This window comes from Cryobacterium sp. TMT2-15-1 (assembly GCF_004402345.1).
GTDB lineage: Bacteria > Actinomycetota > Actinomycetes > Actinomycetales > Microbacteriaceae > Cryobacterium > Cryobacterium sandaracinum.
On sequence record NZ_SOGD01000059.1, the window covers coordinates 20,857 to 38,082 of the forward strand.

16 protein-coding genes are annotated in these 17,226 nt (G+C 62.0%); 7 read left to right on the forward strand and 9 right to left on the reverse strand.

The window, feature by feature from the left end; all coding sequences use genetic code 11:
* Positions 1-76 precede the first annotated feature (76 nt).
* A complete protein-coding gene (locus E3O62_RS15450) occupies positions 77-748 on the reverse strand; it encodes an alpha/beta fold hydrolase (protein ID WP_166786516.1) in 672 nt (223 codons plus the stop codon).
* Between E3O62_RS15450 and E3O62_RS15455 the strand changes: the two genes are divergently transcribed.
* Positions 723-1,175: a YafY family protein gene (locus tag E3O62_RS15455; protein ID WP_134399099.1), complete on the forward strand. Its 453-nt coding sequence runs from the start codon at positions 723-725 to the stop codon at positions 1,173-1,175. The two genes, E3O62_RS15450 and E3O62_RS15455, sit on opposite strands and share 26 nt — an antisense overlap.
* Positions 1,176-1,417: 242 nt before the next feature.
* Here the strand turns inward: E3O62_RS15455 and E3O62_RS15460 are convergent, their stop codons facing one another.
* Entirely contained in the window at positions 1,418-2,470 is a 1,053-nt protein-coding gene (locus tag E3O62_RS15460) for an SDR family oxidoreductase (RefSeq protein ID WP_134399100.1), read from the reverse strand.
* A 96-nt stretch (positions 2,471-2,566) separates the two neighbouring features.
* Here E3O62_RS15460 and E3O62_RS15465 point away from each other — a divergent pair, with 96 nt between their 5' ends.
* Positions 2,567-2,881, forward strand: a complete 315-nt coding sequence (locus E3O62_RS15465; RefSeq protein ID WP_134399101.1) for a helix-turn-helix transcriptional regulator — start codon at positions 2,567-2,569, stop codon at positions 2,879-2,881.
* A 526-nt stretch (positions 2,882-3,407) separates the two neighbouring features.
* On the opposite strand, the gene katG is transcribed toward E3O62_RS15465, so the two are convergent.
* Both katG and E3O62_RS15475 read right to left on the reverse strand, forming a co-directional pair.
* Positions 3,408-5,681 carry a catalase/peroxidase HPI gene (gene katG, locus E3O62_RS15470; RefSeq protein WP_198413813.1) on the reverse strand — a complete coding sequence of 758 codons (2,274 nt, stop codon included), beginning with the start codon at positions 5,679-5,681 and terminating at the stop codon, positions 3,408-3,410.
* Positions 5,682-6,142: 461 nt separating this feature from the next.
* Positions 6,143-6,784: a hypothetical protein gene (locus tag E3O62_RS15475; protein WP_166786517.1), complete on the reverse strand. Its 642-nt coding sequence runs from the start codon at positions 6,782-6,784 to the stop codon at positions 6,143-6,145.
* Positions 6,785-6,923: 139 nt separating this feature from the next.
* On the opposite strand from E3O62_RS15475, the gene E3O62_RS15480 reads away from it, so the two are divergent.
* The 3 genes from E3O62_RS15480 to fdxA all read left to right on the forward strand — a co-directional run bounded on the left by E3O62_RS15480 (position 6,924) and on the right by fdxA (position 10,268).
* Positions 6,924-7,352, forward strand: coding sequence for a GNAT family N-acetyltransferase (locus E3O62_RS15480; protein ID WP_134399104.1), 429 nt, complete (start codon positions 6,924-6,926; stop codon positions 7,350-7,352).
* A 501-nt stretch (positions 7,353-7,853) separates the two neighbouring features.
* Positions 7,854-9,833 (forward strand): aconitate hydratase, encoded by a 1,980-nt coding sequence (locus tag E3O62_RS15485; RefSeq protein ID WP_134399105.1) that lies wholly within the window; start codon positions 7,854-7,856, stop codon positions 9,831-9,833.
* Positions 9,834-9,944: 111 nt separating this feature from the next.
* Positions 9,945-10,268, forward strand: coding sequence for a ferredoxin (gene fdxA, locus E3O62_RS15490; RefSeq protein WP_134399106.1), 324 nt, complete (start codon positions 9,945-9,947; stop codon positions 10,266-10,268).
* Positions 10,269-10,330: 62 nt separating this feature from the next.
* Here the strand turns inward: fdxA and E3O62_RS15495 are convergent, their stop codons facing one another.
* The 3 genes from E3O62_RS15495 to E3O62_RS17270 all read right to left on the reverse strand — a co-directional run bounded on the left by E3O62_RS15495 (position 10,331) and on the right by E3O62_RS17270 (position 12,627).
* Positions 10,331-10,663 (reverse strand): cupin domain-containing protein, encoded by a 333-nt coding sequence (locus E3O62_RS15495; protein ID WP_134399107.1) that lies wholly within the window; start codon positions 10,661-10,663, stop codon positions 10,331-10,333.
* Positions 10,664-10,784: 121 nt separating this feature from the next.
* Entirely contained in the window at positions 10,785-12,158 is a 1,374-nt protein-coding gene (locus tag E3O62_RS15500) for a glutamine synthetase (protein WP_134399108.1), read from the reverse strand.
* 235 nt (positions 12,159-12,393) lie between these two features.
* Complete coding sequence (locus E3O62_RS17270) at positions 12,394-12,627, reverse strand: TetR family transcriptional regulator C-terminal domain-containing protein (protein WP_241973543.1); 234 nt, start codon at positions 12,625-12,627, stop codon at positions 12,394-12,396.
* A 94-nt stretch (positions 12,628-12,721) separates the two neighbouring features.
* Between E3O62_RS17270 and E3O62_RS15510 the strand changes: the two genes are divergently transcribed.
* Complete coding sequence (locus tag E3O62_RS15510) at positions 12,722-14,662, forward strand: HEAT repeat domain-containing protein (protein WP_134399110.1); 1,941 nt, start codon at positions 12,722-12,724, stop codon at positions 14,660-14,662.
* Between the two features lie 431 nt (positions 14,663-15,093).
* Here E3O62_RS15510 and E3O62_RS15515 read toward each other — a convergent pair whose 3' ends face one another.
* On the reverse strand, positions 15,094-15,402 hold the full coding sequence (locus E3O62_RS15515; RefSeq protein ID WP_134399111.1) for a helix-turn-helix domain-containing protein: 309 nt from the start codon (positions 15,400-15,402) through the stop codon (positions 15,094-15,096).
* 17 nt (positions 15,403-15,419) lie between these two features.
* The gene (locus E3O62_RS15520) at positions 15,420-15,767 is read right to left on the reverse strand and encodes a hypothetical protein (RefSeq protein WP_134399112.1); all 348 of its coding nucleotides are present in this window, start codon (positions 15,765-15,767) and stop codon (positions 15,420-15,422) included.
* 596 nt (positions 15,768-16,363) lie between these two features.
* Here E3O62_RS15520 and nadE point away from each other — a divergent pair.
* On the forward strand, positions 16,364-17,185 hold the full coding sequence (gene nadE, locus E3O62_RS15525; RefSeq protein ID WP_134399113.1) for an ammonia-dependent NAD(+) synthetase: 822 nt from the start codon (positions 16,364-16,366) through the stop codon (positions 17,183-17,185).
* Positions 17,186-17,226: the final 41 nt, after the last annotated feature.

Consider the following 17,226-nt stretch of genomic DNA (forward strand, 5'->3'; position numbering starts at 1 on the left):
GGCAGTTGGGAACCCCCTACGGGACTGCTGCGGGCATTCGCCGATGTAACTCCGGGCGGGCACGACCTGGACACATTTACTGCACTGACGCGTGGAATTCCACGATGTATTTCCGCAGCTCTTCCGGGTGTTCGAGCATTGGGAGGTGTCCGCCGTCGATCCGTTTCTTGAAGTCGGGTGCGAGCCGGGTGGCAAAACCTTCCTGAAGCGCCGGCGAGATTTCTCGGTCGTTGGTTGTTGTGACGTACCCGCGATGGTGCGGCATGTCGAACATCGGTGTGCGGTCTCGATAGTAGGCCTGGGATTCGGGTGTGAAGTCGTTGACGAGCCGTTTACTTAGATTGGCATCAAGACCTGAGGCTATTCCGGCACGAAGAGCGGATGCTGGTGGACGGGTGCCCGCCACACGCATGACAGCGCTGAGCATCAGGCGGTTGGGCAGTGGCATGGCACCGATGAAAGAGCCGCGCGGCTCAGGAATGACGGCAGTGACTGCGAGGATGCCGCGCACTCTCGCGGGTGCGAGCGCAGTCATGGCAGCTGCCACGAGGCCGCCTGCCGAGTGCGCGACGATCGAGATCGCGCCCGGGCTGGCGCTGTCGAGCGCGGCTTGGGCGTATTGGAGCAGGCTCGCGTTCGAGCCTTCGGGCCGCCGCGCAACCGGTGCATCGAGTCCTGTGGTGGCATCATCCCAGATCCACGCGGGGAGACCGGCGCCGGAAATGAGGAGAAGTGTTGTCGAGGTCATATGTACGACCGTACGGAGAGAAGCCGACACGCAGCGGACGGGTACTGTTAAAATTGTGGCGTTCTCCAAATCAACCGACCCGCACCTCACCTTGCGACGCATCGAGCGCCAACATGCGCTCATAGAGGAACTGCGGCGGTATCGGGGCTCACCCCGCTCCGGAGTCGCCCTGGCATCGGCGCTTGGGGTTACCTCACGAACGATCGAGCGAGACATCACGCGAATGCGACAGTCGGGCATCCCGATCCGAGTGCAGCGCGGGCCACACGGCGGCTACGCCTTTGAGGCGCGCTCGTCAACCGCACCAGTCGTCCTGGACCCTGGAGAAATTGCCGCCCTCATCGTGGCACTCGTTGCCCTCGGCCCGACAGCTACTGAATCGGCACGCACGAGCATGATCAAGCTCATCAACGCCCTTCGGCCATAAGACAATGCCCGACATATGGCTCCGAAAGGGTTGTCGAATCCCCGCCCGCAAGCCGGACGGGCACGGACGCAGATTCGGCGCAAACTCACCGAAGGTCCGAAGTTTCGGGCGAGTGGCGTTTGGGAACCCCTTGCGGGAATGATTGCCGCAGCCGCAGCCGCAGCCGCAGCCCGACCACCGGCCGCGTCAGTTCGGGACATCGTCCGGGCAGGCGCGTTGGCTGCGGCGTTCCCGCCTTCTCCTTAGGGAATCAGTCGCTGGTCTCGGAGGCTCTGGAAAATTCTCAGGAACATTGCTTCGCTATCAACATATGTGTGGAAGCCAGTACGTCTCGATTTTGAGGTGTCGGCGATGACGTCGTAATCCCACGCAAAGACGAAGTCGCCAAACTGCCAGGAGGACACATCAGAGTAGGGAGTCCTTGCCAGATCGTGCTTCGCAACCATTGCGTCCCAGAGGTCGGACTTGTCTGCCATCACGTCGCTCAGGCTCATCTGCAGCGGTGGCGCTACCTCGAGGTCGAAGAACGCTGCAATTTTCGGCCACATCGACGACCAGCGGAACATGTCCCCGTTAGTGATGTTGAAAGCTTGGTTCCTGCTGCCAGGGTTCGTTGCCGCCCAGACGGTGGCTTCCGCCAGCAGACCCGAGTCCGTCATCTCGATCAGGCTTGTGTAGGCCCCGGGCTTGCCAGGGAACCGAAACGGGACGCCGAGCTCTTTGCTGATGGAGGCGTACACCGCAATCACCATGGCGAGGTTCATGGGGTTACCGAGCCCAATGCCGGCCACAACCGAGGGGCGCAATGCCGACCATGACCAAGCGGCGTCGGCCTGACGGCGCTCAAGGAACTGCTGCTGGTCCACATTGAACTCCGGCGGCATGTGCGGTGGATCGTCCTCACGGGCCGGCGTTGAGAAGGGCCCCAGGTGAGCGCCATAGACCTTGTACCCCTGCATCAAACTGATGTGCTCTAGCTTCGGCGCCACGGGTTCGATCGCATCGACAACATTTGTGAGCATCGCCAAGTTCGGCGGCACCAGTTCCGCCCAGCTGGCGCGATCCTGATAGGCGGCATAGAAGACGTGGGTGACCTCAGTCAGGCTGGCGAGCTTCACAGCGGTGTCGTCCTTGTCCAAAAGGTCAACGGCGATATGCCGAATCGATCCCTGACTCACCCCTCCCCGCCGAGAAAGCCCGATGATCGTCCAGCCTCCCACGCGATCAAGGTGCTCGATCAAGTTCCCGCCGATCACACCCCGTGCTCCGACGACCAATGCAGTTCTCAGCGCCATGGTTCCCCCTCCATCGTTAAATCGTGATTTATCGATTCCAGTTCTAGCACAATATCGCTACATCGCGATATCACGATTTGCCGCTATGCTGGAGTCATGGGAGACCTCAGCGACGATCAACTGGTGAGCGCCTTCAAAGCGCTCGGCCACCCAACTCGCTTGGCAATCTTGGGCTGGCTCAAGGACGGCAACTCATTTCCGCCGCAGGATCGGCCAGCGGACGAGGTCGGAGTGTGCCTGAAGCACATTCAAGCGCGTGCAAACGTGTCGCAGTCCACCGCCTCACAGTTCATGGCGACGCTGCAACGCGCAGATCTTGTGATCTGTACTCGCATCGGCCAGTTCTCGCACTACCGTCGTAACGAGCAGACCATTGCCAAACTCGGCGAGGCCATCGGCGGCGATATCTAGCCACATTGCGGCCCCGTTCACCGCAAGCCCCGGGCGAACCGGAACCACTATGGCGCTCTGATGTACGCCACCATGGCGGACGTCTACGGACGCAGATTTGGCGCCAATTCGCCGAGACTCCGACGTTTCGGGGGAGTGGCGTTTGGGAACCTCTACCGGTCACGCGCATTCCTCAGCGGGACATGACCCCGGAAGGCTCAGGCCTTACGAGCCGCCACAGAGAACATCAGCGGTACCCTCTCGCGACCCGAGGCCAAAGCAAATCCGGCCGGCGTCTCTACGAGTGGGGGCAACGGCTTCCAGGGCATAGCGGCCCGTCCACCCTCGCAGGCCGTCGAGGTGCGAGTGTGGTCGACCACGTGCTGCCCGCGGAGGTTCCTTGGCCGTCCCCAGCCTGATCAATCCGTGCAACGTTCGGCTCGCGGCCTCAAGCGTCGTTCGGTCAAGGCCTCGACGGCTTGGAGGCTCAGCGCGTTACCGCGCCGTGCCTCCACGCCGTCAGCTCGCCGGGACGCGACCTCCGGGGTCAGGCGGCCATCGCCCCGTAACGCTTGTGGCCCTTGACGTCGTAGCGGTCGAGCATCATGACCTTCGACCAGACGCGGATGAATTCGCGGACGAACCGCTCTTGCTCGTCGCTGCCCGCGTAGGCGTCGGCGATCGACCGCAGTTGCGCGTTCGAGCCGAATACCAGGTCATTCCGGGAGGCCCTCCAGCGAGCCTCGCCGGTCGCCTGAACCCGACCAGTGAAGGTCATCGCGGTCTCGTCGTCCTTCGTCCAGATGAGGTCGGTGTCGGTCAGATTCACGAGGAAGTCGGTCGTCAGGGCTCCGACGTGATCCGTGAGCACACCTACGTCGGACCCGTCCCAGTTGCTGCCGAGCACGCGGAGCCCGGCGTGCAGGACGGTCCACTCCGGTGCGGTGAGAGTGAACAGGTTCGCCTTGTCGAGGAATGCCGCCTCGGGCGCGACGCCCGGAGCAAACTCTTCGAAGCGCTCGGACACGAAGTTGCGGAACCCGTCCGCAATGGGTCGCAGCCACTCGAACATCTCGATGTCGGTCAACTCCTGCGTCGTGTCGACACGGCCTGGCGTAAACGGCACGCTGGCGTCAGATCCTGCCGCCCGTGCCGCCTGCTCCACGGCGGCGCTGCCGGCGAGGACGATGAGGTCGGCGAGAGATACCTTCCGTCCGCTCGACGTCGCCGTGAAAGCCGCCTGCACGTTCCGCAGCGCGTCGATGACTGGGACGGTGCGTCGGTTGACCGCCCAGTCTTTCTGCGGCGACAAGGCCAGGCGGGCACCGTTCGCCCCTCCGCGCTTGTCGCTGTCGCGGTAGGTCGAGGCGGCGGAGAACGCCGTGTAGACGAGGTCGGGCACGGACAGCCCGGTCGCGAGGACGGCTTCCTTGAGCGCTGCCACGTCGGCCTCGTCGAGTGAGGATCCTGCTGCGTCCGGGAGCGGGTCCTGCCAGAGCAGGTCGTCGGCGATGGTGACCTCCGGGCCGAGGTACCGGTGCTTCGGCCCCATGTCGCGGTGCGTGAGCTTGTACCAGGCCTTCGAGAACGCGAGGGTGAATAGATCGAAGTCGGCCAGGAAACGCTCGCATATGGCCCGATACTCCGGGTCGACCTTGAGTGCGATGTCCGAGGTCATCATCATGAGCGGGTTCATCTGACCAGGTACGTGGGCGTCCGGAGTCTTCGGCGCCTCCGGGTCAGTCGGTGTCCACTGCAGCGCGCCGGCAGGGCTTTTCGTCTGCTCGTAGTCGTACGCGAACAGGTTCTCGAGGTAGGTGTTGTCCCACTGTGTCGGGTTCGGAGTCCAGCTGCCCTCGATGCCGTTGGTCGAAGTGTGCTCGGCACTGCCGGTACCCACCGGGTTGTGCCAACCGAGCCCCATCGACTCGATCGGGGCTTTCTCGGGTGATGGTCCGATGTCGGATGCGGGTACCTGGCCGTGGCTCTTACCGAACGCGTGGCCACCGGCGATCAATGCCACCGTTTCCTCGTCGTTCATCGCCATCCGCGTGAACGTGATGCGAATGTCGCGTGCTGAGCCCAGCGGGTCGCCGTTCGAATAGGGCCCCTCAGGGTTGACGTAAATGAGCGCCTGGTGCGACGCGGCCAGGGGGCTCTGCAGGTCGTAGTCCGCGTCGCCGTTCTGACCATGCCAGCGTTCGTCGCGGCTGACCATCTCGTCGGGGCTCGCGACCGCGTGCGGGTTCCAGACCTCCGGGCCCCACCAGGTGCCGTCGTCCGGTTCCCACGCATCGAGTCGTCCACCACCGAAGCCGTACGTCGGCAGGCCCATCAACTCGAGGGAGCAGTTGCCGGTCAAGACCATCAGGTCGGCCCACGACAGAGCGTTGCCGTACTGGTGCTTGATCGGCTGTAGGAGTCGTCGTGATTTGTCGGTGTTGCCGTTGTCCCACCAGCTTCCGATTGGTGCGAACCGCTGCATCGCGGTGCCCGCTCCGCCACGGCCGTCGGCAATTCGGTACGTGCCGGCGGCATGCCACGCCATTCGGATCATCTGTGGACCGTAGTTGCCGTAGTCCGCCGGCCACCAGTCGACCGATGTGGTGAGCAGTCGCTTGATGTCCGACTTGAGCGTCGTGAGGTCGATCGTGGCGAAAGCCGCCGCGTAGTCGAAGTCCGCGCCGAGCGGGTCGGCGTCTACGCCATTCCGGTGGAGAAGCTCAACCCGGAGACGCTGCGGGTACCAACTGTCCAGGGTCGGCGACTGACCGAAGGTGCCGCCGAGGTGGTCGCCACCTGCTGGCAGCGCACCGCTCATGTGGAAACTGCATGTGTTGGTCTGGTCGTCAGTGCCCATTGATGCTCCCTGTGTACTTTAGCTGGATGAGAAACGGTATCGTCGAGGTCACAATTTAACGATCAACCGCCGCATCGCAGCAGCGTCAATCTGTGGTGCAGCGATGCTTCGACGCTGCTGTGAGGCGGTGCGTCGCGGGCTGCCGACGTGACGGGAAGCCCGATAGAAAGATCGTATTCCCGCAAGGTGCGCGTGGCATGCCAAGAAAGTGACTGACTTCTAGACGGCGGTGGTGCGGTGGCCGAGCGCACGACGGCCAAACCAAATAAAGCCCTGCGCCGATTGCTGCGGTGCGGGCGATGCGAAGCCCGGTGAAACCGACGCCGGAGGATGGGGGCTGTCGAGAGCTTGATTTCCGCGAATCGTGTTCCGCTCGCGGTGACCTGGGAGCACCCCCGCCAGAGGCTCCTAGTGGGGAACCTTCACCGGAACTGTTTGAGGGCGTCGCTGTAGCGTCGAGGGTCACCGCGGGGTTCATCTGTCACGAGCAGTGCGTGGCGTCCAACTACTCGCGTGTATGAGCCCTGGCACGGGATGCTGACGATCTTGCTCAGCCCGGCGCGCCATGCGGGGATGAGGGCAGTGAGCGACACGCGCTCCGGTTCTTCGTCCAGGGGGATGTGGAAATGACCGAACTGAGTCTCGGCCCTGTTCTGATTCCAAACTTCGTATTGGTCCGTGAAGGCTTCGTCCCCGAAATCGTCGCGCCATGATGGCCCTATGAGCGACTTCAGGAGTTCGGCGCGCTCAAGCGACCCGTCGCCGGTTCCCCGGAGCTGGTCGAAGATGTTTTCATCGTGAAGTATTCCGGCATGGTGCACGCACGCGTCCCAGATGGAGGACCATGCGTTCTGCCAGGTCTGGGTTCTGTCTGACAATTCCGTTTGAGCATGCGTCCTGACGGATTCGTCCGAGAGCAGAGGGGGGAGATCGTTCGCAGCTGGCTGCAGATTCCAGGCCTCCCGGATCCAGAGCAGGTCGATAAGAGCGTGCGGATTGTCCTCGACGGTGATCAACATGTCGTGCGGCCAGGGGTTCCCTGGGATCGGAACAGATGAACGCATCGCACCCTCCATCGAGCATCAACTGCCGACGGTCTCCCACCGCGCAATGCTCGATGGAGGGAACGACGCGCGAGCATACTCCTTACAAAACACGTCGATTGGTCGGGCGCAGTCCGCCCAAGACCGATTAGATGGAGGGATGGATTCGAACTATCGGTTCTCAGCCGACGTTGCCGATATAGACCGTGACCAAGTGCACCGCTGGATCAGCGAACAGTCTTATTGGGCGCCAGGGAGATCACTAGCCCGGCAGGATGCAGCCATAGACGGCTCACGGAACTTCGGCGTCTACGACACCGAATCGAACGAGCAAGTCGCCTACGCGCGGGTCGTCACGGATGGAGTGACTTTTGCATGGCTTTGCGATGTGTTCGTCGACCCCCAGGTTCGAGGCCGCGGCATTGGCGCTGTCCTCATCGAGGGAGTTTTGGAAGAGTTCGAGCCGCTTGGTCTGCGGCGCATCGCTCTCTCGACCAACGATGCGCATGGCTTGTATTCCAAGTCAGGGTTCACCGCTTTGGGTATCCCCGAGACGTGGATGGAAAGAATCGGCAACCCAAGCGCTTAGTCACCGTCAGACTTCGGGTCGGGAACTCACCTATTCCGTCCTTTCCTGTTGGGTGTCACGGGGGAACCTTCTGCGGGACTTTTCACGGTGCCGATAGCGGATTGTTTGGGCAATCTGGACGGGGCTGTAGTGGTCGTCCTGAAAGTGCCTGCAACGCGGGGGCCCAAGGCAAGGCTGCGCCGAACGCGACGAGCGCCAACCCCTTGTCGTAGCCGTTGGTCCAGCCACTAAAGCTGCGGCCCTAATACCGGCGGGTGATCGCGGGCACTTCGAGGTCGGTGTGTCCCGCGCGACAGGAACCGTTCATCATCCATGCCGACGCGGCACCGATGCTTGAATATTTGCGATTCTGGGGGCCAGCGTTATGCCCGGGCGCCGGTCGTCCGGACAGGCAGGGTGGCGTTTCGTGGAGCGGTGACCTAGATTTTAATCTGCCGCGGAATTCTGCGCAGGGCTGCACATCGATATTCTCTCGGCGGCATTCGAACGAGGAGGTTCGCGGTGGGATACAACGTTGCGCAGAAACTAATTGCTTCTCACCTGCTCAGCGGGGAGATGACGCCGGGGTCCGAGATCGGTCTGCGCATCGATCAGACCCTTACTCAGGATGCAACGGGAACTCTCGTCATGCTGGAACTGGAAGCGCTCGGCCTGGATCGGGCCCGCACCGAAGTGTCCGTGCAATACGTCGACCACAACCTGCTCCAATCCGACAGCAAGAACGCCGAGGACCACGACTTTCTCAGGTCAGCCTGCCAGCGCTTCGGTCTGTGGTTCTCCAAGGCCGGAAACGGCGTCTCGCACCCCACGCATATGCAGCGCTTCGGCATTCCCGGCAAGACAATGGTCGGCTCGGACAGCCACACCCCCGCTGCGGGTTCGCTCGGCATGCTGGCTATCGGGGTGGGCGGCATCGAAGTGGCTCTCGCGATCGCCGGAGAGCCGCTTTACATTCGTATGCCTGAAATCTGGGGCGTGCACCTCACTGGCCAGCTTCCGCCGTGGACGAGCGCCAAAGACGTCATTCTCGAGATGCTGCGCCGTCACGGCGTCAAGGGCGGGGTGAATCGCATTGTCGAGTACTACGGCACGGGCCTGATGAACCTCACCGCGATGGACCGGCACGTGATCGCCAACATGGGCGCCGAACTGGGGGCTACGACCACGGTATTCCCGGCCGATGAACAGGTGAGAACGTTCCTGAAGGCCGAACAACGTGAGGGTGACTTCGTCCCGCTGCTCGCCGATGCGGATGCAACCTACGACGTGAACGAAGAGATTGATCTGTCGACGATCGTGCCGCTGATCGCGCTACCCAGCTCCCCAGGCAAAGTCGTACCGGTGAGCGAAGTCGCCGGTCGCCCGGTTGCGCAGGTCGTCATCGGCTCCTCGGCCAACCCAGGGCTGCGCGACTTCGCGATCGTCGGCGCTATCGTCAAGGGACGCCAATCCCACACGGGAGTCTCCTTCGACGTCAATCCGAGCTCCCGGCAGATTTTGCAGGATTTGACCCGCATGGGATCCACCCTGGACTTGATCAGTGCCGGTGCGCGGCTACACCAGTCGGGGTGTATGGGCTGCATTGGAATGGGTCAGGCCCCCGCGAACGGCAGCATCAGCCTGCGCACGATGCCGCGGAACTTTCCCGGTCGCTCAGGCACCAAGGAAGATTCCGTCTACCTGTGTTCACCGGAAACGGCCGCTGCGGCCCTTCTCACCGGAAAGATCACCGACCCACGCGACTTGGAAGAACTGTTCGCCCTGACCTATCCCAGGCTGGAATTACCAGCGACGTCGAGCGTCAACCTGGCCATGCTCGAGGCGCCATTACCCATCGAAGAGGCGCTGAAGGTTGCCCTGGTCAAGGGCGACAACATCTCGTCGCTACCCATGTTCACTCCGCTGGCCGATAGCATCGCGGCACCGGTCATTCTCAAGGTGGGCGATGACATTTCAACGGATGAGATCCTGCCGGCCGGCGCGCGGGTGCTGCCTTACCGCAGCAACATTCCCAAGCTCGCCCGATTCACCTTCGACCAAGTCGATGAGTCCTACACGACTCGCGCGGAGGTTACGCGCGAGGCGACCGGACACATCATCGTCGCCGGCGCTAATTACGGGCAGGGCTCCTCACGCGAACACGCCGCCATCACTCCGCGTTTCCTGGGCTTGCGCGCGGTGCTCGCCGTGTCGTTCGCCCGGATCCACTGGCAGAATCTTGCCAACTTCGGTGTGCTCGCGCTCGAATTCGTGAATCCGTCCGATCATGATCGAGTGCAGCGCGACGACGTGCTCGTGCTCACCGGCATTCGCGATTCCCTGGCTGCCGGCACCGAGATCACCGTGCACAATGAGACTCGCAAGGAGGACTACCCCGCCCGGCAGAACTTCTCACAGCGGCAGATCAACATGCTGCTCGCGGGCGGACTCATTGCCTGGCTGAACGAGAGGAGCGCGAACACGACCCGCGATCGAGACTGAACCGTGCCGTTTGCAGGCCCGTCCCCAGCGGGCCCGACAGCGTGATCTGGATTTGATGACCCGGTTGTCCTAGGCTCAAAGTCATCTCTTCGTGAAGGGAGCCCTGCCACTGTGACGTACGTTATTGCTCTTCCCTGCGTCGATGTGAAAGATCGGGCCTGCATCGAAGAATGCCCGGTCGACTGTATTTATGAGGACGAACGGATGCTCTACATCCACCCCGATGAGTGCATCGACTGCGGTGCCTGTGAACCGGTATGTCCAGTCGAGGCGATCTACTACGAGGATGACGTGCCGGAGCACTGGGCCGATTACTATAAGGCTAACGTCGAATTCTTCGACGACATCGGCTCCCCGGGCGGGGCCGCCAAGGTGGGCACATTTGCCAAGGATCACCCCTTGATTGCTGTACTACCGCCGCAGGCTGCCGCCTGAGGAACCCCTTTCTCGATCGTGCGCCCCCCGAACTCCTATGGGTCATCGATTTGGGGAACTCATCACCGAGTCTTTGCCACCGTGAACAGTACCGCCGCGTCTTCTACTGCTTCGAGTGCGTGTCGACCCTCCGGCACGATCAGCAGATCGCCCGGTGAGCCACTCCAGGAGTTCACACCCGAGATGAGGACGACGCGTCCGTGCAGCACGAAAAAGGTCGCGTCACCGGGATTCTCATGCTCATCCAACTTGGCGCCCGCACGCAAGGCGATCACAGTCTGGCGGAGCGTGCGTTCGCTGCCTCCATACACGGTCTTCGCACTTCGGCCGCTGCTGACCTGCCGGGCATGATCCAACTCGTGACGCACAAGAGCAGTCAACGACGACTTCATCATGAGGCACCTCTCTTCGCGCGGCACTGCGCTTGCTGATGTGATCCCCAGCATACTGTCGCCTCCAGACATTCCCATGTCGTGAGCACGGCTACAGAAACCGAACCCTCCGCCCCTTCTGTGATTAGATCGACCAGGCGAACCGGAACTTCTCTGGCAGTTGGTCGGCGTCGGCCGACCCGTAGTGATCGAGTTCCCAGCGTCGAACTGCAAGCACGGCCTGGATGATCTGAGGGCCGAGAATGTGGGCAGCGAGTTCGGAAGCGGCGAGAGCATCGAGCGTTGCTCCCAGAGCGGAGGGAAGCAGCACCGTCGCCGAGGCGAGTTGCTGCTCTTCGGTCTGGTCGGCCGGATTCGCGGTGACCTCCGCTGGAAGCGCCGTCGATGACCGGATGCCCTCGAGCGCGGCGCCGAGGATGACCGCGGTCGTCAGGTAAGGGTTCGACGACGGATCGACAATCTTGATTTCGACGTTGGCGCCTTGCGGATTGCCGCGGGTGGCTTCGAGGAAACGAACCGCCGCCCCGCGATTCTCCCGACCCCAGCAGGCATATGCGCCCGAAAAGAGTCGGGGGCGCAACCGCGCCCCCGAGAGGATCGATCCGCCGAGAACGCCCTGGATACCGGGGAGTGCGGCGATCACCCCGGCGATGGAAGACGCTCCATCGGTGGTCATGCCATGGGGTCCGTCGCCGCCGGAGAAGAGAGGTTCACCATTGCGGCTGAACGAGTAATGGACGTGCGCCGCATTCCCGCCGCCCCCGCTGATAGGGAAGGGCGAGAAAGATACCCGCAGGTTGTTTTTGCGCGCCAGCCTCCCGGTGATCAGGCGGGCGAGAACTACCCCGTCGGCCGCCTGAAGTGGTGTGGCCGGTGGCAGCGAGAACTCGACCGTGGAGGCAAAGAACTTGGCGTGTAGTTGCTCGAGCGGGATTCCGGCGGCGGCGGTGGCGGATAGCAATTCGGTGATGAAGGCCTCGTGGTCGAGTACCGGACCGAGACCGTACGGTGTCCAGCCCGCGCGTGGGAGCGGGGTTCCGTCCGCGGCGGTGATGGTGAACTCGATCTCGTGCCCCACGAGCGCCTCAAGCCCGGCTTCCTCGATGTCGTGTTGGATGCGGCGAAGCCGCCCCCGCGGATCGATGGCGAGTGGTGCGCCGTTCTGGTCGAAGATCTCCGTTGGAGCCCAAGCGAGACCTCCATCGAGGATTCGGAGAGCGTCGAGATCGAGTCTCAGTCTCATATCGCCGACGACGCCGAGGTCGGGTGTCAATGCAATGCCACCGTCGATGCAGAAGATGTTCCACACCGGCGGGGCGCCGAGACCGGATGAAGCGAACGTCGCCAGTCGATCAACCGGGATGGTTTTGGCCAGGTAGATGCCGGCTGGGTTCGCCAGCGTTCCTACGATGATGCCGACGCCGGCTTCGGAGAGCCGTTCGGCCACCTCGCCAATCCGGCAGGCGCTGAACTCGGGGAGAATAAACTCTGTCACCATACCGACATGCTGGCAGGACTGAGCGTTGTTAGGAAACTCGCATTGACATCCGGCCACGGGTCCCAACGGGTGAGTGAGTGCTGGTCGGGACCTGGCGCACAGAGGGAAGGATAAACGCGGCGATGATCTGCCGCCGGAGTTCGCGGGGCCGGGAGCGCGCACGACGCTCTGACTGCCCGCCCAGCAACCTACAAACCCGGCGGAACCGCTCATCGTTCGCCGGGGTCAAAGGCGGTCAGGACGGCGGCAACAGGTAGCCGCGCAGGAACTCATCGAATGCGGCGGGCATGTCGACGCTCCCGTCGAGCAGCCACTGCTGCTGGAGCCCATCCATCACGGCAGTGATGAGACGCGAGGCATGCCGCACGTCGAGGTCGGTGCGCACGAGGCCGTTGCGCTGTGCCTCGGAGAGCACGCGCTCGGTGTCGGCGGCCGTCGCCGCGTACCGTTGGACGAAGTAGTCGTGCACCGGATACTCATAGTCTGTGGCCTCGGCGGAGATTCCTGACCTTCGTGCGGCGCACGTAGCCGCTCTCGCCGCGGCCCTATTTGAAGACGGGGAAGTGCGCGAGGCCGTTCGGATCGTAGAGAAAGCCCTCAACGACCACGATGACTACAACCCAGTTGATCATGCGTGGCTAACAATGCACCTGGCGCGGAATCTCGCACAGGTTGGCGAGTTGAAGCGAGCTCTTGAACTCGCACTTGACGTTGCGCCCATCGGACAGATTGCCGCTTCTGATCCGACTGCTCGCTTGTTGTCAGGGATCGCTTCTGACATGGTCTTTTCCCTCAGCGGGTGGCAAGCCGAAGACATAGCCTCCACGATCAGGGCGCGAGACACCGCCGCATCATGGTGGCGGTCGCAAACGATGACCTCAGGGCTTGCAAAGCATCTCGAGACAGCCTTCAAGTCATGGGCGAACGACCAGTCAGTGACTTGGGGCGGTTCCGATGAGACGTGGACGAAGCTCCGGTCAGCGACCCTTATATCGGGACACGCAGCGGACACACCAAATTGGCGGTACGAATCGTCCCTCCTAGCACAGCACATTTTGATGCTGGAACTTGAGTCTGGTCAGGTGACCTCTGCGCTGAACCTGCTCCGAATCGGGGGTCTAGACACAGAACTGAAACTCGTTGTGAATCGCATACTGGATCGCGGCCCTACGGCTGCACTCGAGGATCTCATCAGTCGGCTTGATCTAACGGCCTCGACGCGAGATTCCATGAAGTGCGATCTTGAGATTCTCGGGCTTTCGGCGGCGCTTCTGACGTCTGACGTAGCCGGGAAAACTGTGGTCTGGATAATGAGCGAGTTAGAAGACCCTCTGGAGCGGGCAAGATCTCTTGGCCTCAGGTTCTTGTATGCGGAGCGACTCGTGACCGCGCTAGCGAGGGTCTATCTGGCCTGTACTCCAGAGATTCAAGCCGCCGTGCGTGAGTACGTGGGTTCGTTGCCCATCATTGAGGATCAGTCACTTGCCCACAACTACGCGCTACTCCTCCGCAACATTGATGATCTTGATTGGGACGATGATCAAATCGAGGTCCTTAGATCGCGACCCGAAGGCGATAACTGCGAACTCAGAGATGAGCTCGAGACACTTCTCGCAAGTCGTGACACGGCCTTTCGTTCCGAGCTCGTGGCGAGGATCAAGGACGGCAATGTCCGTGCTCTCTCAAGCTTTGGAGATGTGCGGGATTTGTCCGGCGATGCCGCGGCTGGAATGATCACTCATACTGCCGCGGCGGTTCGAACGGAAATTGAGTCTGCCCGTGTTGGGGCCTACGCCTATGGAGCTCCCAGCGCACTCGAGCGATTGGTGCTACTGAATATTTGGCATCCGACGCGGGCGCAGTGGGATCCTTGCATCGAGCAGTTGTCCGAAAAGGACTCCAGCCCTAGCCAGCTCGCTCCTGGGCTGCAATTGTTGGTGACGCACGCTCAACGCATACCTGTTGATCTCAAGGAGGGACTGCGCGAGCCTCTTCAGCGCCTTTCTACCACGGCGCCGGATGAGCGATCTCCGGGCTCGCTCTTTGGAAGCGCAGACGTACGGGGAGATGCATCCCTACTTGTCGCCTCATTGTTTTCAGACGAGATGCCGGCTGGCTACTTGCTGGATCTACTCCGCGGAACTTCGGAACAGGTGGTTGGCGCAGTACAGATTGTTGCGAACCGTCAGAACGAATCCGCATTGCCGTTACTCGCCGTCCTGGCAACTAACGCGGACGTAGAAATCAGAGCCGCTGCGGTCCAAGCTCTGGCGGATTGGGTATCGCTCGGGATCGGCGGCACCGAGTCGCGAGAGCTCCTGAAGGCGCTTCTTGATGAGCCAGGCGTCCGCCTCGCGGCTCGGGTAACAAGATCTGTCGGCCGGCAACAAAGGTCAAGGGGAACGGAATATCTGATGGATCTCCTCGAAGAACATCAATCGGCTGTCGTTAGAAAACACGTCAGTGTGATTCGCCGTCACTGGGCGGCGGAGGAAGGCCACTAAGGCGATCTTCCTTTGGAGTCGCCTGGCGCCGTAGGCACGTGAGCGGCTGAAAGGTAATGCCATCTTTGATAGCGGCCAGCTCGAAAGATGTGACCAGAAACGCACCGAAAACCCCTCGGCGTGACCAGAATCAGCCCGTACTCCTCCGTGCCAGCGCGTAGAGTAAAACCATGAGAACCGCGGAAATCCGCGGGATTCAGCCCCAGTAGAGGGTCAGTGGACCGACCGAGACGACTTTCAGTTGTTCTTGGTTCGAGTCCCCAGCGCTAGCCCCAGAGTTTCTGCGGAAGCCAAGGGTCTGCATCTACGCACAAACTCCCGCGGGCTGCTCCAAGCTGGTGGCTATTGCCGCCTCACAAGCCTCGTCTCGATGTCCCGAGAGTCGCAGCGATATGAGCACGCCGGCGGCCGAACCCAGGGTTGTGCGGGAGTTATGGAACTCGCGTCAGAGTAATCTTCTGGCCGAGGGCGGCAGCGAGACGACTGAGCGTGGCTGCTGTCGGGTTGCCGAGACCTCGTTCTATCCGGCTGATTTCTGCCTGCTGAATCCCGGTAGCGCTGGACAGGGCAGGTTGGGTGAGCTCGCGGGCCTTGCGTGCTGCGGCAAGCATTGCGCCCAGTTCAACGCTACTAGCGATCTCCGCGTCAAATGTCGTGCCGGCCGCCTCGTACACGGCGCGCGTATCCTCGGACCATCCCGCCTTCGCACGGTCTGCGAGGTCCTTGAAGTTCCTTGACATGATGCCGCCTCCGAACTTCAGTATGTGCTCCAACACATAAATGGTGAAGTCTTCTTGTGGCGATCACGGTGGGTGCGCTTCCACTGTTCGTGAATCTTGCGCGCCCTGGCGATTTCGAGCTGTTGGCGCCTGTCGGACGGGTCCTTCTTCTTGTCGTAGCCGCTGTAGAGCAGAACGATCTTTTCTCCGTGAAAGGCGCAGAACACGCGGATGAGCACCTTCCGGTCAACGATGGCAAGATCGGACGGCAGGTCGACATTCGCCTCAGAAAAGATCGCCTGCAGTGACTTGCGAACCCGGAGCTCGTAGAGTCCGCCAGAGAGGGGCTTGCCCCATTCTCCGCTGCAGATATCGATGCCGTGCACGGCGAGGACATGTTCGATTGCAGCAGTCAGGACTGCCTGCCTTTACTCGCCGAGTGAAGAGTAGAAGCGACCGAAAGAATCGCCTTCTTACTCGATGTCCCAACTGGTCACCGTCGTAGCTTCCTTCGCGTGCGTGGCCAGCATGATGGGCGGATTCGCGATCTTCTTGGACGCCTGCCCAGATCGGTCAAGCGCCGTCGTGAGCGCGGTACGGAAGCTCTGGGCTAGTTAAATCCGGTCACCACATCAGGTGTGCAGCCCGAGACCAGGAGTCCGGCTCGCGCTGGGTATCGTATGTCAAACGGGTGTGGTTAGGGCAGAAGACTGGGACTTGATTCGCGCACGTTTATTCAACGTTTATTGCGTCGAGACCGGCCGAGGCGGGCCGAGGGGTTGCGATAGAATTGTGGCAAATATCGCAGGGAACTCCTGATCAGATCGAGATCAGACGAGATAGGTCTAGGTTTCGAAACGAGAGTCCCTCGGCCCAAAAGGGCCCACCGCAATCCGCTTGTCGTAGGTTCGATTCCTACCGGGGGCACCATGCAACACCCGTGAATCCTGTTGCTCTACCCTCGGTTTGGTAGATTCGGGAAATGCGAGAACTACAGGCGCGAATCATCGCGGAGCTGAACGTGTCCCCCCATATCGATGCATCCTCCGAGGTTCGCCGCAGAGTGCAGTTCCTCGCGGACTACCTGGTCCGAACGGGGGCACAGGGCCTCGTGCTCGGCATCAGCGGGGGTCAGGATTCCAGCCTGGCCGGCCGTCTGTGCCAGCTGGCCGTGGAGCAGCTCGCCGAGGCGGGACATTCGGCCATCTTCCAGGCCGTGCGCCTGCCGTACCGGGTGCAGCGGGACGAGGAGGACGCGCAGCTCGCCCTGGAATTCATTCGTCCGGCATCGACCGTCACCTTCGACATCCTGCGCGCAGTCGACGGCATCGAAGCGGAATTCGCCGATGCCACGGGCCGCCCGCTGCCTGACTTCGACAAGGGAAACGTCAAGGCCCGGATGCGCATGGTCGCCCAGTATGCCCTCGCCGGCTCGGCCGGCCTGCTGGTCGTGGGCACCGACCACGCCGCCGAGGCGCTCACGGGTTTCTTCACCAAGTACGGCGACGGCGGCACGGACATCCTGCCGCTGACCGGATTGACCAAGCGTCAGGGGCGAGCGCTTCTGGTCGAGCTGGGGGCGCCGGACCGGTTATTCCTCAAGGCGCCGACTGCCGACCTTCTCGACGACAACCCCGGCCAGACCGACGAGGCCAACCTGGGGTTGCGGTACGAGCAGATCGATGACTTCCTGGAGGGGCTTCCCGTCGACGATCTCGTCGCCGAGACGATCGAGAACCGCTACCTCGGCACCGAGCACAAGCGCCAGGTCCCGGCATCGATGTTCGACGAGTGGTGGCGCTGACTCGTGAGAGATGTGAGCCGCCGCCGCCGCCTCGCTCGGGA

Bases quoted from the DNA above. Each gene is read 5' to 3' on its own strand.
- E3O62_RS15460 (WP_134399100.1), bottom strand. From the start codon at position 2,470: ATGGCGCTGAGAACTGCATTGGTCGTCGGAGCACGGGGTGTGATCGGC.
- E3O62_RS15475 (WP_166786517.1), bottom strand. From the start codon at position 6,784: ATGCGTTCATCTGTTCCGATCCCAGGGAACCCCTGGCCGCACGACATG.
- E3O62_RS15465 (WP_134399101.1), top strand. From the start codon at position 2,567: ATGGGAGACCTCAGCGACGATCAACTGGTGAGCGCCTTCAAAGCGCTC.
- E3O62_RS15495 (WP_134399107.1), bottom strand. From the start codon at position 10,663: ATGATGAAGTCGTCGTTGACTGCTCTTGTGCGTCACGAGTTGGATCAT.
- nadE (WP_134399113.1), top strand. From the start codon at position 16,364: ATGCGAGAACTACAGGCGCGAATCATCGCGGAGCTGAACGTGTCCCCC.
- E3O62_RS15455 (WP_134399099.1), top strand. From the start codon at position 723: ATGAGGAGAAGTGTTGTCGAGGTCATATGTACGACCGTACGGAGAGAA.
- E3O62_RS15480 (WP_134399104.1), top strand. From the start codon at position 6,924: ATGGATTCGAACTATCGGTTCTCAGCCGACGTTGCCGATATAGACCGT.
- E3O62_RS15500 (WP_134399108.1), bottom strand. From the start codon at position 12,158: ATGGTGACAGAGTTTATTCTCCCCGAGTTCAGCGCCTGCCGGATTGGC.
- E3O62_RS15515 (WP_134399111.1), bottom strand. From the start codon at position 15,402: ATGTCAAGGAACTTCAAGGACCTCGCAGACCGTGCGAAGGCGGGATGG.
- E3O62_RS15450 (WP_166786516.1), bottom strand. From the start codon at position 748: ATGACCTCGACAACACTTCTCCTCATTTCCGGCGCCGGTCTCCCCGCG.
- katG (WP_198413813.1), bottom strand. From the start codon at position 5,681: ATGAGCGGTGCGCTGCCAGCAGGTGGCGACCACCTCGGCGGCACCTTC.